Genomic DNA, 15,679 nt, shown 5'->3' with positions numbered 1-15,679 from the left:
TTGAGAACAAGGCCCTAAGAGAAGCTGGAGATGTGGTTAAAGAAGCAATTTTAAGTGAAGTACCTGTTCGAACTGGAACCCTAAAGGCTAGTATCACTAGGTCTAATGTTAAGACAAAAGATGGGGTAAAAAGAGTTGAAATAGGTCCTGGTAAAGATGGCTACTATGGGGCTTTCTTAGAATTTGGTACTTCCAAAATGTCAGCAGATCCTTTTATGTCCAGAGGCTATGATAAATCTAAAGATAGTGCTGAAAGTAAAATTGCAGATGAAATTAAAAAAGGACTGGGCCTATGATAAACAGTGAAATTAAATCCACCTTAGATAATATAGCTATCCCAGTATCCTTTCAAACATCAAAGTCTGAAAAATATCCTTATATCACCTTTTTCACATATTTAGATAGTCCTACTCTCTACTCTGATGACAGGGAGATTATTACAGGATATTTTATTCAAATAGATATATGGTCTAAAACAGACTATACTAGTTTGGCAAGAGAAGTCGAGGAAAATATGCTGGCAGCTAATTTTATTAAACTAAGATATTTTGATTTATACGAAAAAGACACTAAAGTCTATCATAAAGTAATGAGATTTTTAAAGGAGGTTGAAAAATGAGTCAATATGGATTAAAAGATATACACTTTGCAATACTTGAAAGAGATACTAAATCTGAAATTTTCTACTATGATGTTGAAGAAATTCCAGGAGCTATTAATGCCAAAATTAATCCTAATGTTAATACTCAAGAATTATATGCAGATGACCAGTTATGGGAGTCTATTTCTGCCCTTGGTAAAATTGAAGTTGAAATAGAAACAGCTGATTTGCCACTTCCAACTAGGGCTAGGGTTCTTGGAAATAAATATGAAAATGGTATTTTAGTTGAGAATAAGGATGACATCCCTCCCTATCTTGCTCTAGGTTTTAAGTCTCTAAGAAAGGGTGGAAAATATAGATATATTTGGCTGCTTAAAGGTGTGGCACAACCTATGGGTGAAGACTTTACTACAAAGAAAGATAATGTAGAGCATAAAACTCCTGTTATTAGATTCACCTTTATGCCAAGAACTTATGATGGGGATTGGAAAAGAACTGCAGATGAAGATAGTTTAGACTTTACAGGAGCAGATTCATGGTTTAGTGAGGTTCCAATTGATAGCCCTCCCCTCTCCCCTGCTGACAAATCAGAACTTTTATCAGCAATAGGAATTGCACAAGGGGTGTTGCAAACAGCAACTATTGGAACTGGAATTGGAGAATATCCAGAAACCGACTATCTAATCTTTAGTAATGCTATAGATGATGCACAGGTAATATCAAATAATAATAAGGCTACTCAAAGAGATGTTGATAAGGCTAAGGTAAATTTATCCCTTGCCCTTCTTACCTTCCAGGGTGCAAAAATACTTGAGTAAAAGGAGATTTTTATGGAGATTAAACTTTTAATAGATGATAAAGAAAAAACATTTGTGTCTAACTTTATATCTGCAAGATTGCTAAGGAGAACCCTTGAAATATCAAAACAAGTAAACTTTAATGATATGAGTCCAGAAGAATTAGACACTATGGTTGATTTTATTGTAGAAATATTCAAAAGCAAGTTTACCCGTGATGATGTATATGATGGTATAGCTTCTAAAGAATTAATACCTACCATTACAAAATGTATCAATGAAATTGTAGGTGAAGTAGCTATTGCTACTGGTGTAGATGAAAAAAACGACTAGAAGGTAATGCTGTTGATCCAGAAGAATTTATAGACAGTATTTACCTGAGTTTACTTGAAAGTAACTGGACCCTTAATGATATAGATATTATGGACATAATCTACTATCTAAAGCTATTAGGTAAGAAAGCAGAAAACAATAAAAACTATATTGATGACATTTTATAGCACCTAAATATTAGGTGTATTTTTTATGCCTGGAGGTGATAAATTGGCAAGGGAAATAGGAAGTTTAAATGTAAAAATAGGTTTAGATAGTAGTGGTTTTCAAAATGGCATAGCAAGTTTAAACCGTGAAATGAGAGTTTTGGATTCACAATTCAAAGCATCTACTGCTGCCCTTGGAGACCATGGAAAAGGTCTTGATGGGTTAAAATTAAAATCAAATAGTTTAACTAAGCAAACAGACATACAAAAACAAAGAGTTGAAGCCTTAGAGGCAGCCCATAAAAAATCAGTAGAGTCTAAAGGGCAAGATGCAAAGGCAACTCAAGATTTAGAAATTAAGCTTAATAACGCCAAAGCTAAACTAAGTGAAATGGAAAGTGATTTAAAGAAGGTTAACAAAGAAATAGAAATTCAATCTTCTACTTGGTATAAGTTAGGTCAAACATTGGAACCTATAGGAAATAAAATGCAGGATATTGGTAAAGGAATGCAAAATGTAGGTAAAGACTTAACTAAGACTGTAACCTTGCCAATTGCAGGAATTGGAACTGCTGCTATAAAGATAGGTATGGACTTTGAACAATCCATGAGTAAGGTAAAGGCCATGTCAGGAGCTACAAATGAAGAAATGGTACTACTTGAAAAAGCTGCAAGGGATGCAGGGGCTACAACATCAAAATCTGCAAAAGATGCAGCTGATGCTCTTGGATATATGGCTCTTGCTGGATGGGATACAACTACTTCAATGGATGCATTAATGCCTGTACTTCGTCTATCCGAAGCAGGAAATATTGATTTAGCAAAAGCGAGTTCTTTAGTTACAGATTCCATGTCTGCTATGGGACTTACTACACAGGAACTTCCTGGATATTTAGATATTGTGTCTCAAACAGCAAGGTCTAGTAATACAGATATAGACCAAATGGCTGAGGCATATTTAAAGGTTGGGGGTACTTTAAGAGGATTAAATATTCCACTTGAAGAGTCCGCCCTAGCTTTAGGCTTTCTTGCAAATGCTGGTATTAAAGGTTCTGAAGCTGGGACTGCCCTTAATGCAGTAATGACAAATTTAACTGCACCAACAGGCAGAGCAAAAACAGCCTTAGATGAATTAGGCTTTACTGCCTTTGATAGTGAAGGGAATTTTAAAGGTTTAGAAAATGTCTTATTTGATTTAAAGGATAAGTTAGCAGGAATGACCGAAGAGCAAAGAAACACCTATCTTGCCATGATTGGTGGAAAGGAACATGTTAAGGATTTAAATGCCCTTATAAATGGACTAGATGATAGTTATGATGGCCTAAAAGAAAGTATATCTGGCGCAGATGGAGCCTTAGAAGATGTAGCAAAAACTATGCAAGATAATAACAAGGGATCAATAACTGAACTTAAATCTGCTTTAGAGGAATTAGGACTTAAAATATATGATGTGTTGAAACCATCAATCGGAGCTATTATAGAATCTATTCAAGGATTCGTTGACAAACTTAATAGCCTCTCCCCTGCTCAACAAGAAACTATAGTTAAAATTGGACTACTTGTAGCTGCCATAGGACCTGCCCTTTTAATCTTTGGAAAGATAATTACTGTAGTCGGTAGTGCTATTACTGCCTTTTCTACTATATCAACAGCTGTTGCGGGAGCTGGTGGTGCCATGGCACTTTTGACTGGACCTATTGGAATTGCTATAGCAGCTATAGGAGCAATTATTGTCATTGGGGTAACCCTTTATAAGAACTGGGATACCATAAAAGAAAAAGCTGGAGAGTTAAAAGACTCCATCTCTGAAAAGTGGAACAATATCAAAGAAAATACATCTGAGGCCTGGGAGAATGTTAAGTCTAGTGTCAGTGAAAAATGGGATATCATTAAAACTAACACCAGTGAAAGTCTTTCAAATATTAAAACTGGAGTTTCAGAAGGTTGGAATAGTGTTAAGACCAATACTTCTGAAAGCTGGGATGCTATTAAAACTAATACATCTGAAGCCTGGAATAATGTAAAAGCTACCATCTCAGATAGGTGGTCCAATATTAAGTCTAATACTTCAGAGACTTTAAATAATATTAAATCAAATGTGTCTGAGAAATGGGACAATATAAAATCTAAGACTTCTGATACTTGGGAGATTTTAAAGAATAACACTTCCACTGCTTGGGGCTTTATTAAAGGAAAAATTGATGAGCATGGCGGAGGAATTAAGGGTATCCTTGGAACTTATATGGATGGCTATAAGTTTGCCTGGGAAACTGGGCTAAATGCTATGGACAAAATAACAGGTGGTAAGTTTTCAGCTATGGCAGGAAAAGTTAAAGATGCTTTTAATAAGATAAAAGATGGAATTCAAAGTGGACTTGATAAAATTAGAGACTGGAATAATCAAAGAGTAGAAAACAAAGAGGCTACCTTTACTACAAGGGTAAGAGAAGTGTTTGAGACTGTAGGAAACAAGATAAAAAATATAGGTAAAAATGCCCAAGGTACAGATTATTGGAGAGGTGGCCTTACTTGGGTTGGGGAAAAAGGGCCAGAACTTATAGAACTCCCAAGGGGGTCAAAAGTCTTTTCTAATGAAAAATCAATGGATATGATAAGTAAAAATAAAGGAAATTCAAGTTCGAATAATACTAGTCTCACAATTCAAATTGAAAACTTTAATAATAGTACAGGTAAGGATATAGAACAGCTTGCATATGAACTAGAATTCTATAGACAAAGGGTTGCTATGGGGAGAGGTGGTGCTTAATGATTAGCTTTAACTTTGCAGAGAAAAACAGTTATAAAAATTTTGGGATAATTATATCCAAAAGACCAAACCTTCCATCACCCAAAAGAAGAGTATCCTATATTGATATACCAGGAAGGGATTCAAGTTTAACCTATGATGAAAGAACCTACGAGAATATTACTATTGGAGTGGAATGTAAAGTTAAGGATGAAAATCTACTAGATAAGATAGATGAAATAAAGGCCTGGTTACTATCAGCTGGAGAAGGCAATCTAATATTTAGCTTTAATGATAATAAAAAGTATAAGGCACAGGTAGTTAATAGTATTGATTTTTCACAAATTGCTAAGAAATTCTCTGAGTTTATTATTGTTTTTAATTGCAGACCCTTTAAATATGCAAGTATTAATAACAATATTATCCTTAATCAGTCTGGGACTTCTATTATTAACCCAGGAAGCATTTATAGTAAACCAATAATTAGAGTGACTTGTAATGAAGATGGAGAATTTAAAATAAATGAAAACAAAATAGAAATAATAGATTTCACTGGTACACTAATTATAGACAGTGAACTGGAAGAAGCTTTTTCTTACAGGGAAGGAGAAATAAGTAATGCAAGTAATAATATCTCTGGTGAGTTTCCTAAATTAGATGTTGGTGATAATTTAATTAGCTTTAGTGGAGGAATATCAAAAATTGAAATCACTCCAAATTGGCGGTGGTTATAATAATTCTAATTTATGATAAAAAAGAAACTGACTTTAATAGAAATGGTTTAGCAGTTTTAAATGAATCTTTAGTATGTAAGATTGTTGAAAAAATAAATGGGGAATATGAATTAGAACTTTCATATCCTCTAAGCTCCAATAAATCAAAACATATAAAACCATTTAATATTATTAAAGTAGAAGGACAAATATTTAGGATTTATCACACAGATAAAGATAGCAAGAATAGATCTATTACAGCAAATGCTAGACATATATTTTATGATTTATACAATTTTATTATTGAAGATAGGAGAGCAGAAAATAAGACCTGTAAAGAAGCTTTAGAAATAATAAAAGAAGAATTAGGGGTGAAAAGCAGTTATACATTTGATAGTGATATTTTAGAGAAAAAGACCCAATACATTGTTAAAAAGAATATTGTAGAGGCTATCTTTTTAATAGTAAATGAATGGAAGGGCGAATTAGTAAGGGACAATTTTAACATTAGAATAGATAAAGACAAGGGAAAAGATAATGGAATTAGGATTAAATATGGAAAAAATATAATTGGTATTAGTGAGAAATTAAATAGTGATAATGTAGCCACATGGATATACCCTGTAGGAGCCAATGGAATAACCTTATCTGAAAAGTATTTATTAAATCCAATATGGGAGGATTCGGAATATCCAAATTTTGCATTAATAAAGAAGGTAGATTTCAAAGATGCAACTAGTGAAGGTATGCTCAGGATTGAGGGAGAAAAGTATCTTCTTGCTAATGCAATACCTGATGTGAACTATAAAATAGATTTTATTCAACTGGCAAGTACTGAAGAATACAAAAGGTATAAAAAATTAGAAGAGGTTTTAGTAGGAGATATAGTAACGGTTAGCCATAAGATACTTGGAATAGATATAAAGGTAAAGGTAATTGGTATTGAAAGGGATGTTCTAAGTGCTAAAAATACCAGGGTAGAACTTGGTCAACCACTAAGCACCTTAGACCAATATATAGCTGAGGTATCAAGGAACAACTTATCAATGGCAAGCAGTATTTCTCAGGCCATGAGTTCTATGCTTTATTTTACAAACCCAAGTACAATCACAGTTGCTACTAATGAAAGAGAAGTTATATATATGCCCATAGGTATTACTAGGAATACAAACCTTATGTCTTATTTAATTTTAAGTATAAATGCCTCATCAGTTGCTACCTTGAGTATAAAATATAGTTTAGATAATAGTGAAATACCTACTAGTCTAAAACAAAAACTTCAGGTAGGAGATAATCTTATATCCATCCCAATGGCACTTGTAGCATTAAAAGAAGGTGGACATTATTTAAGTGTAAAACTAAGTGTAGATAGTGGTGGGGCTACAATAATGCCAAATGGATTACAACTAGCAATTGACGGTAGAAATCTAACTGGTGGTTTAAGTTCAGATGTACCTCATGCAGAGGTAAAAGATATTGTAAAGTATTTAGACTTAAGCCAGGGAAAGATAAGCTTTAATTATAGGATAGATAAGATGATACCAATAACTCCATTAGTCTTAGAGGAAGTTTTATACAAGAATATTAGTGAAGACAAAATTGTAGAATCTGTAAGTATTATATTAGACGAGGTAGGTGATTAGTTTAAAATGAGAGAAATTAAAGGTTATGATAAAAGTTTTATAGATGGATCAATTACTGAACATGTAAAAATGAAACCTGATGTAGATATTAAAGGTGTAATAACAATACAGTTATTTGATGAAGAAGGAAATATCGAAAGAGAGATAAAAACTGAAAATAGGATTACAGACTCTATTGCAAGAATGGCCTTTATGGATTACTTTTGCCACAGAATTAGAGGCAATCCATGGGGTAGACAGTATGAATATAATGACTCAGAGACAGGAAGCACAACATCATATAAGGATGACAGGTACTATGAAAGTGGTGGTAGTTATTCATATTTTACAGCCCCATTTAGGCACTTTTTCCTAACAGATGATACAACACCTGAGTCTGGATTTGAAAGAGCAATTAAAGGAAATATAATCGGTTGGGCAGATAAATCAAGACCCTATGCTGGGACAAGTATATCTAAAGGAACAATAAATTTAAATGAATCTATATTTACAGAAAGCAATTTACACTTTGTCTTTGATTTTCCAACTAGTGTAGCTAATGGAACATTTCAAAAGCTATGGTGGGCAGAAATGATTTATGATAGATCAACTCAAGAGATATTATATGGGTTAAAAGAAGTATCAAGGAATTTCAAGTTAGATAGTTATAAATCCAAAGTTGTAGATCTTCCAGTAGCAACTAGCTATACACCAGGGTATTACTCAAGTAGTATTACTCACAGGTTTAGAACTTTTAAATATAACAATAAATTATACGCTATATCCCCTAATTACAATACTGGAAAGGTCTGTATGGCAGTTATTAATTTAGATACAGAGGAATATGAAGAGATTGATTTATATACAACTATGGAACTCAGTTCAACTAGCTATAGGCCAGCAGATTATTTAATGGCAAATGAAAATAACTATGTATATATGTTTTATTATAATGTAAGTAATAAGCTTCACAGGCTAAATCTTGATGATAATAGAAAAATCGAGATAAACTTATCTGATTATTACTATAATCTTATAGGAGAGAAAATACCTGAGATACCATCATCATGGTATAGCAATATAAGAAGTAATATGAGCAGCTCACTTATGGGTTGTAAAAATGGAAAATTATATATTCCAGTTAGATATAATAATGGAAGTGTTAACAAGACATTTATTTTAGTATGCAATCCGGATGAAAATCTAACAAGAGTTGCATTGTTTAATTTAAATGAGGCAACAACACCAGCTGGGCCACTTTCAAATAATGCAAGTTTACTAAATGGATATAATTTAAAACTACAAATGAGAAATGCAGATACTTGGTTTGTATGTAACGGTGATTATACTTTTATAACAGATAATAGTTTTAATATAATTGATACTTCTTATAGGAATTATTCATTTGGCAGAGATGATGTACTAGAAGATACAAACGGAAGTGCTATAAAAAGATATTCTATTCCAGGTGCAAGCTCAATAAATAAGTGGCAATATTCATGGATACTATGGGAACCTATTGCTGCTATGACTTTACTTCCTAGTCCAGTCACCAAAACACCTACAAATACTATGAAGATACAATATGATTTTAATATTCAAAAGGTTGATCCATTTCAGCCATAATTAAAGAGGAGGAGATTTTAAGTGAAAGATATATTTAATATAATAAAAGCAGTTTTTACAGCTATCGGAGGATATCTAGGCTATCTACTAGGTGGACACGATAGCTTTTTATATGCTCTTGTAGCCTTTGTAGTTATTGATTATTTGACTGGCATAATGCTTGCAATTATTCGGAAAGAACTATCTAGTGAAATCGGCTTTAAAGGTATATTCAAAAAAGTTATGATATTCCTTATGGTTGCAATTGGACAAACCATAGATGCACATTTGATTAAAAATGGTGCAACAATTAGAACTGCAGTAATCTTTTTTTATATATCAAATGAAGGAATAAGTATCTTAGAAAACTCAGCAAATATTGGACTACCTATACCTGAAAAATTGAAAGATATACTAATTCAATTGAAGGATGGTGATAAAGAATGAATTTAAAGAAACTAATACTGGTAAATAATGAATGCTATAAAGCTGGGAAAACCATAGTTCCAAAAGGTATCATGGTCCACTCAACTGGTGCAAACAATCCTAATCTTAGAAGGTATGTGGGTCCAGATGATGGACTCCTTGGTAAGAATCAATATAATAATCACTGGAATCAAGATAGACCAGATGGCAGGCAAGTCTGCGTTCATGCTTTTATTGGCAAGCTTAAGGATGGGTCTATTGCCACATATCAAACCCTGCCTTGGGATCATAGAGGATGGCATGCAGGTGGTGATGCTAACAATACGCATATAGGTTTTGAAATCTGTGAAGATAATCATCATATTTTTCAATATTTTTATACATATAATGCATAGCTTCTATTAACTGTTCTTCATTATCAACATCTATCATTATACCATTATCTTTATTAACAAATCCTTCAGGACCACCACATTTAGTTGCTATAACTGGTACACCCATAGCTAAAGCTTCAATGTAGGCTACACCAAATGTTTCTGACTGAGAAACTAATACAAAACAATTACTTTTTGATAATTGTTCTGCAATTTTCTTCCTAGAACATAGACCCATTAATTTAACTTGGTCACTTAGTTTATATTGATTTATCAATTCTTCTAATGACTTATGATTAGGCCCTTGTCCAAATATTGTTAATGTTATTTTGGTATTGCCTTTAAAAGCTTTATAAAATGCTTTGATTGTTAAATCCATTCTTTTTGTATCGATTAAATTACCTGTTGAAACAAAATTAAAGTTTTTAGATTTTACTTTGCTTTTTAATTTAAATATATCTAAATCTACTATATTAGGTATTATACCATATAATGATGGATATATAAGGATAATATACCATTTGCAGATATAATTCCAAAACCTAAGCAGACCAAAGTTGGCAATCCATATATTGCAACTGCAATTACAATTAAAGCTGTAACAGCTGCTGTTTTTACAGTAAGGCCAAAGCCCAATGCTATATTAATAATGGCAGCAGCTACACCTGTAGACATAAATATTTCTGCCATGGCATAGGCCAGCCAATAGAAATGTTGGTGAAATTTTTATCAAAGCTATCTTTTTTTAAAATCTCCTTTTTATTTTGTAGTTTATTTTAAAAAAATTGTTGCATATATTAGTTTAATTTACCCACTGTAGTTCTTCTAAGTAAAACACATAAACCCTTTTTATATTATTAAATAGCCATTAATTCTACATATTTAATAATCATATAAAATAAATTACATATAAAATATTTATAAAAAACATCTCAAAAACTATTGACAAAACTCCCTTTTTACGCTATCATTGTAGTTGTTAAGAAATATACAATACTAGGAGGTTTACTAATGAGAGGATTTGCAATGAAGAAGATTGGCGAAGTTGGCTGGGTAGAAAAGGAAGCACCAGCATGTGGACCACTTGATGCTATATGTCGTCCATTGGCAGTGGCTGCATGTACATCAGATATTCATACTGTTTACGAAGGTGCAGTTGGTGAAAGAACAGACATGATTCTAGGCCATGAAGCTGTTGGTGAAATTATGGAAGTTGGAGAACTAGTAAAGGACTTCAAGGTTGGGGACAAGGTTATCATTCCTGCTATTACTCCGGACTGGGGTTCCCTAGAAGCACAGCGTGGATTTGCCCAACATTCTGGAGGCACACTTGGTGGTTGGAAATTTTCTAATTTCAAAGATGGTGTATTTGCTGAATTATTTCATGTAAACGAAGCTGATGCAAACCTAGCACTTTTACCTGAAGGAATGGATCCAGCAGAAGCTACCATGATTTCCGATATGATTCCTACAGGATTCCATGGTGTAGAACTTGCAGAAGTTACTTATGGTGAAGATGTGTTAGTTGTAGGTATAGGTCCAGTTGGGCTTATGGCAGTTGCTGGTTCAGCCCTTCGAGGAGCTGGAAGAATATTTGGAGTTGGGACAAGGCCTAATTGTGTAGCCCTTGCTAAGGAATATGGGGCAACAGATATTATTAACTATAAGGATGGCCCAATTGCTGAGCAAGTAATGAAGCTTACAGATAATAAGGGTGTAGATAAAATTATCATAGCAGGTGGAGATGTAGATACAATCTCCAATGTAATAGATTGTATAATACCAGGCGGTATTATCTCCAATGTTAACTACCTTGGTAGTGGAGAATACGTTAAGGTTCCAAGGGAAGCTTGGGGTGTTGGAATGGGTCATGTTAGAATAACTGGTGGACTTATGCCAGCAGGACGTATGCGTACAGAAAGACTTGCCAATATTTTAAGCAATGGCAGGCTTGATGTTTCTGGTATGCTTACACATAAATTTGAAGGCCTTGAAAGTCTTCCAGAAGCACTAGAACTTATGAACCAAAAACCAAAAGAACTTATTAAGCCAGTTGTTACTTTTTCCTATGACGACTAATTATATAATTAAATAGTTTTAAAAAAAGACGGTTATTCATAACCGTCTTTTTTTGTGCTTAATCACAGTTGTTAGGTAATTGTAATCCAATTGTAACCCTATTGATATATATCAATTATATGATATACGTGTCAAAAAACACGCTTTAATAATAAATATTGATATTTGTACCTTGGAAATCTAACACAAACCATATTTTTGCTTGGAATAGGATTTTAACCCTATAGAAATGGAGTTATTCTATCCATTATATAATTATAGACTTTTGACACCCTAATCATTATATTCAATTTTAAAAAAATATAATTATATTTTTCTTGATTTTCCTATGCATTACAAAAAAGCAAATGGATAAACTATATTTTAGAAATATAGGATAAGGTGTGATATGGTGAAAAGAAAAAAATTGGATATTTGTTTTTAATGTTAGCATCAATTATAACTACGGTGATTTTGTTTAATAAGCATTATCCCTTACTAGGTTTAAATAAAATAAAAGGATATCGATACGGCTTTTGGATTATAAGCATAGTTTTTTTGGTTTATTTTATTCGATCCAAAACCAGACCTCAACTAGCACCCTCAGTTATATCTAGTGAAGCTATGTCTGAAGATGATAAGAATAGGTCCAATGTATCTTTTAATGATGTGGCTGGATTAGAAGAAATAAAAGAAGAATTACAAGAAACAATAGATTTTATAAACAACCCTAATAAATATAGGAAAATGGGAGCAAAAATACCAAAAGGGGTTTTGTTCTATGGTCCTCCCGGTACTGGTAAAACCTTGCTCGCAAAAGCAGTTGCAGGTGAAACAAATTCCACATTCTTATATTCTAGCGGTTCAGAATTCGTGGAAAAATATGTGGGTATAGGGGCTAAAAGAGTAAGAACTTTGTTCGAAAAAGCAAAAAAAGAAGCCCCAAGCATTATTTTTATAGATGAAATTGATGCAATAGGTACAAAAAGAAATTTGGAATCCAATAATGAAAAAGATCAAACCTTAAATCAATTATTGGTTGAAATGGATGGCTTTAATACTGATGAAACAGTTATAGTTATTGGAGCAACCAATAGATTAGATTTATTAGATGAGGCCTTGTTAAGACCTGGTAGGTTTGACAGGCATATATATATAGGAAATCCAAATATGAAGGCTCGAGAAAAAATACTAGAAGTCCATACTAAAAATAAGCCCTTAGATAATTCTGTAGATATATTGGATATAGCTAGAAAAACTCATGGCCTATCTGGTGCCGATCTAGCAAATATTGCTAACGAGGCAGCTATTATAGCAGTAAGAAATAAGAAAAATAAAATAAACCTAGATAATTTCAATGCTGCAGTAGAAAGAGTACTAGCGGGACTAGAAATTAAAAATTCAACTGTTTTATTAAAAGAGAAAAAAACCGTTTCAATACATGAGGCTGGTCATGCTTTAGTTTCTAAGATACTTAAAATAGATATGATTCAAAAGATATCTATAGTACCTAGGGGTAAAGCTTTAGGCTATGTATTAAAGTTCCCAGAAGAGGACAGATATCTTTTAACTAAGCAGGAATTAATGAATAAAATAGCAGCTTTACTTGCAGGTCGTGCAGCAGAAGAGTTGATTTTCAATGAAGTAACCACAGGTGCTAAAGATGATTTAAATAAGGCCACTAATCTTGCAAGAGAAATGGTTTGCAGTTATGGAATGAGCCCTTTGGGTTATATGGCAGTAGATGAAAATCATATAAAGCATAATTATGAGGTACTAAGAGTTGAAATAAAAAACATATTGGATAAAGCTTATAATAATGCTACAAAATTATTAAAAGAAAATAAAGCTATACTCAATCATATATCCGAGACTTTGATGGAAGAAGAAACTATTGACAGTGAGAAACTAGATCAAATATTTAAAACATATGAAAAACCTATGGATTATGCAACATAAATATAGTTTTTAATAAAAAATGGGCGATTTTAAAATCACCCATTTTTTATATTCCAAGTAATGCTATTTGATTTATTTTTTGTTTTCTATCTCTTCTAATAGGATTTCTTCGAATTCATCTAATTTAAACTCTCCAATATCCCCCTTATCTCTTTTGTTCACAGACACTGATTTTTCTTCTACCTCTTTTTCCCCTACTATCAACATATAAGGAATTCTCTTGAGCCTTGCTTCCCTAATCTTGTATCCAACTTTTTCAGCCCTGTCGTCTATGTTAACTCTGATACCTTTCTTTTCCATTTGTTCTTTAATTTTATAGCCATAATCATTGAATTTATCAGATATAGGTAAAATTGTAGCCTGTATTGGTGCAAGCCATGCTGGAAACTTTCCTGCATAATGTTCTATTAATATGCCCATAAACCTCTCAATACTACCTAATATTGTTCTATGAATCATAACTGGACGTTTCTTTTCGTTGTCTTTGTCAATATAGCTTAAATCAAATCTCTCTGGCATTTGAAAATCTAATTGTATAGTACCACACTGCCATGTTCTTCCTATAGCATCCTCTAGATGATAGTCAATTTTTGGTCCATAAAATGCTCCATCGCCTTCATTTACTATATATTCTATTCCTTTTTCTTCTAAGGCCTCTCTCAAACCATTTGTAGCTATTTCCCACTGTTCATCTGTTCCCATAGAATTTTCTGGTTTTGTGGACAATTCTACATTGTACTTGAATCCAAATATATCATATATATAGTCTGCTAAATCTATTATCTCCATAATCTCAGATTTAACTTGGGATGGTAGGGCATATACATGTGCATCATCTTGAGTAAAACTTCTAACCCTCATCAATCCATGTAATGCACCTGAAAGCTCATGCCTATGCACCAGGCCTAGCTCTCCCCATCTAAGTGGCAAGTCTCTATAACTATGCATTTTAGACTTATAAATCAATATAGATCCAGGACAATTCATAGGCTTTATAGCATAATCTTTTTCATCTATTTCTGTGAGATACATATTTTCCTTATAATGGTCCCAGTGACCAGATCTATGCCATAATTCCTCGCTTAGAATCATAGGCGTTTTTAATTCTCCATAACCTCTTTTAACGTGTTCTTTTTTCCAAAAATCTTCTAATTCATTTCTAACTATCATGCCATTTGGGTGAAAGAATGGGAAACCTGGGCCTTCCTCATGTATAGTAAATAGCTCTAGCTCTTTCCCCAATTTCCTATGATCTCTTTTTTTGGCTTCTTCTAATCTATTCACATACGCCTTTAAATCTTTTTGTTTTTCATAAGTTGTTCCATATATTCTTTGAAGCATTTTGTTGTTTTCATCACCACGCCAATAGGCTCCAGCGATACTTAATAGTTTGATTGCTTTAACCTTTTTAGTATCATATAAATGGGGTCCTGCACATAAATCAATAAATTCTCCCAATTTATAAAAAGATATTTCTTCATCCTCAGGAAGATTTTCAATTAAATCAACTTTATATTCTTCACTTTTTTCTTTAAAGAATTCTAAAGCCTCATCTCTTGACATAACAAATCTTTCTAAAACATGACTTTCTTTAGCTATCTTAACCATTTCATCTTCAATCTTTTCTAAATCATCAGGTGTAAATCTATGCTCTGTATCAAAATCATAGTAAAACCCATACTGATGTTACCTATTTTAATAAGGTTTATAAAGAAGCTGTCGAACTATGTGTGTATCTTTGCAAGCTCTATAATCTTACTGAAAAAGATATCATTGGACACTATGAAGGACATCAAAAAGGAATAGCCAGTAACCACAGCGACCCTAGAAATTGGTTTCCAAAGCACGGTAAAAGTATGGATACTTTTAGGGCAGATGTTAAGGCAACACTATGTTGCAAAAATGATTCAAAAAAGACACCTGCATCTCCCCCATCATCCTCCCCTACTAAACTATATAGAGTTCAAGTAGGAGCATTTGCTGTTAAAGCTAATGCAGATGCTATGCTAAAAAAGGTTAAGGCTGCAGGTTTTACTGATGCCTTTATAAAAACTGAATAATTAAATTTTTACTACGGATTTTCCCCCTCACTGTCCTTTAGATAGTGAGGGGTTTTTCTATTGCCTCTCAGAGGGAGGTAAATCCATGAATGAATTACAAAAAGAAAAGATTATAGAATTTAGACAACTAGGACTCAGTTATTCAAAAATTGCTGATGCTCTTGGCATCTCAATAAATACAATTAAGTCTTTTTGTAGAAGAAACAATCTAGGCGGTTACGTTGGAAAAGGGAATAAAA

Annotated in this window: 16 protein-coding genes and 1 pseudogene; 14 read left to right on the top strand and 3 right to left on the bottom strand. The window is 33.0% G+C overall.

Annotated elements, in window-relative coordinates; all coding sequences use genetic code 11:
• From WAO56_RS01335 to WAO56_RS01290, 10 genes are all read left to right on the top strand, one after another.
• Positions 1–296: HK97-gp10 family putative phage morphogenesis protein (locus WAO56_RS01335; protein ID WP_422146200.1), on the top strand; the 296-nt coding region annotated here is incomplete at its 5' end.
• Positions 293–619 carry a hypothetical protein gene (locus WAO56_RS01330; protein ID WP_422143997.1) on the top strand — a complete coding sequence of 109 codons (327 nt, stop codon included), beginning with the start codon at positions 293–295 and terminating at the stop codon, positions 617–619. The genes WAO56_RS01335 and WAO56_RS01330, both read left to right, overlap by 4 nt.
• Positions 616–1,419: a major tail protein gene (locus WAO56_RS01325; protein ID WP_422143998.1), complete on the top strand. Its 804-nt coding sequence runs from the start codon at positions 616–618 to the stop codon at positions 1,417–1,419. Before WAO56_RS01330 ends, WAO56_RS01325 begins: the two co-directional genes overlap by 4 nt.
• Before the next feature lie 12 nt (positions 1,420–1,431).
• Entirely contained in the window at positions 1,432–1,731 is a 300-nt protein-coding gene (gene gpG, locus WAO56_RS01320; RefSeq protein WP_422143999.1) for a phage tail assembly chaperone G, read from the top strand.
• 210 nt (positions 1,732–1,941) lie between these two features.
• Positions 1,942–4,644, top strand: coding sequence for a phage tail tape measure protein (locus WAO56_RS01315; protein ID WP_422144000.1), 2,703 nt, complete (start codon positions 1,942–1,944; stop codon positions 4,642–4,644).
• On the top strand, positions 4,644–5,357 hold the full coding sequence (locus WAO56_RS01310; RefSeq protein WP_422144001.1) for a distal tail protein Dit: 714 nt from the start codon (positions 4,644–4,646) through the stop codon (positions 5,355–5,357). Before WAO56_RS01315 ends, WAO56_RS01310 begins: the two co-directional genes overlap by 1 nt.
• A complete protein-coding gene (locus tag WAO56_RS01305) occupies positions 5,348–6,979 on the top strand; it encodes a phage tail spike protein (protein WP_422144009.1) in 1,632 nt (543 codons plus the stop codon). The genes WAO56_RS01310 and WAO56_RS01305 overlap by 10 nt, the downstream gene beginning before the upstream one ends.
• Positions 6,980–6,985: 6 nt before the next feature.
• Complete coding sequence (locus WAO56_RS01300) at positions 6,986–8,584, top strand: hypothetical protein (RefSeq protein WP_422144002.1); 1,599 nt, start codon at positions 6,986–6,988, stop codon at positions 8,582–8,584.
• Between the two features lie 21 nt (positions 8,585–8,605).
• Positions 8,606–9,010 carry a phage holin family protein gene (locus WAO56_RS01295; RefSeq protein ID WP_422144003.1) on the top strand — a complete coding sequence of 135 codons (405 nt, stop codon included), beginning with the start codon at positions 8,606–8,608 and terminating at the stop codon, positions 9,008–9,010.
• Positions 9,007–9,384 carry an N-acetylmuramoyl-L-alanine amidase gene (locus WAO56_RS01290; RefSeq protein ID WP_422146199.1) on the top strand — a complete coding sequence of 126 codons (378 nt, stop codon included), beginning with the start codon at positions 9,007–9,009 and terminating at the stop codon, positions 9,382–9,384. Before WAO56_RS01295 ends, WAO56_RS01290 begins: the two co-directional genes overlap by 4 nt.
• Here the strand turns inward: WAO56_RS01290 and WAO56_RS01285 are convergent.
• Both WAO56_RS01285 and WAO56_RS01280 read right to left on the bottom strand, forming a co-directional pair.
• The gene (locus WAO56_RS01285; RefSeq protein WP_422146201.1) at positions 9,305–9,820 is read right to left on the bottom strand and encodes a glycosyltransferase; all 516 of its coding nucleotides are present in this window, start codon (positions 9,818–9,820) and stop codon (positions 9,305–9,307) included. The two genes, WAO56_RS01290 and WAO56_RS01285, sit on opposite strands and share 80 nt — an antisense overlap.
• 23 nt (positions 9,821–9,843) lie before the next feature.
• Positions 9,844–10,053 carry a hypothetical protein gene (locus WAO56_RS01280; RefSeq protein ID WP_422144004.1) on the bottom strand — a complete coding sequence of 70 codons (210 nt, stop codon included), beginning with the start codon at positions 10,051–10,053 and terminating at the stop codon, positions 9,844–9,846.
• A gap of 321 nt (positions 10,054–10,374) precedes the next feature.
• Here WAO56_RS01280 and WAO56_RS01275 point away from each other — a divergent pair, with 321 nt between their 5' ends.
• Both WAO56_RS01275 and ftsH read left to right on the top strand, forming a co-directional pair.
• Positions 10,375–11,442 carry an NAD(P)-dependent alcohol dehydrogenase gene (locus tag WAO56_RS01275; protein WP_422144005.1) on the top strand — a complete coding sequence of 356 codons (1,068 nt, stop codon included), beginning with the start codon at positions 10,375–10,377 and terminating at the stop codon, positions 11,440–11,442.
• Positions 11,443–11,865: 423 nt separating this feature from the next.
• Positions 11,866–13,380 (top strand): ATP-dependent zinc metalloprotease FtsH, encoded by a 1,515-nt coding sequence (gene ftsH, locus WAO56_RS01270; protein ID WP_422144006.1) that lies wholly within the window; start codon positions 11,866–11,868, stop codon positions 13,378–13,380.
• A 72-nt stretch (positions 13,381–13,452) separates the two neighbouring features.
• On the opposite strand, the pseudogene thrS reads toward ftsH, so the two are convergent.
• Positions 13,453–15,057 (bottom strand): annotated as a pseudogene (gene thrS / locus WAO56_RS01265) (threonine--tRNA ligase); the annotation flags it as partial.
• Positions 15,058–15,110: 53 nt separating this feature from the next.
• Here thrS and WAO56_RS01260 point away from each other — a divergent pair.
• Entirely contained in the window at positions 15,111–15,440 is a 330-nt protein-coding gene (locus WAO56_RS01260; protein WP_422144007.1) for an SPOR domain-containing protein, read from the top strand.
• 85 nt (positions 15,441–15,525) lie between these two features.
• Positions 15,526–15,679 (top strand): sigma factor-like helix-turn-helix DNA-binding protein (locus WAO56_RS01255; RefSeq protein WP_422144012.1); only part of this gene is annotated, 154 nt, incomplete at its 3' end.

This window comes from Miniphocaeibacter sp., from assembly GCF_049276255.1.
Classification (GTDB): domain Bacteria; phylum Bacillota; class Clostridia; order Tissierellales; family Peptoniphilaceae; genus Miniphocaeibacter.
Note: the sequence above shows the minus strand (reverse complement) of the source record. Positions and strands in the feature narration are given on the sequence as shown.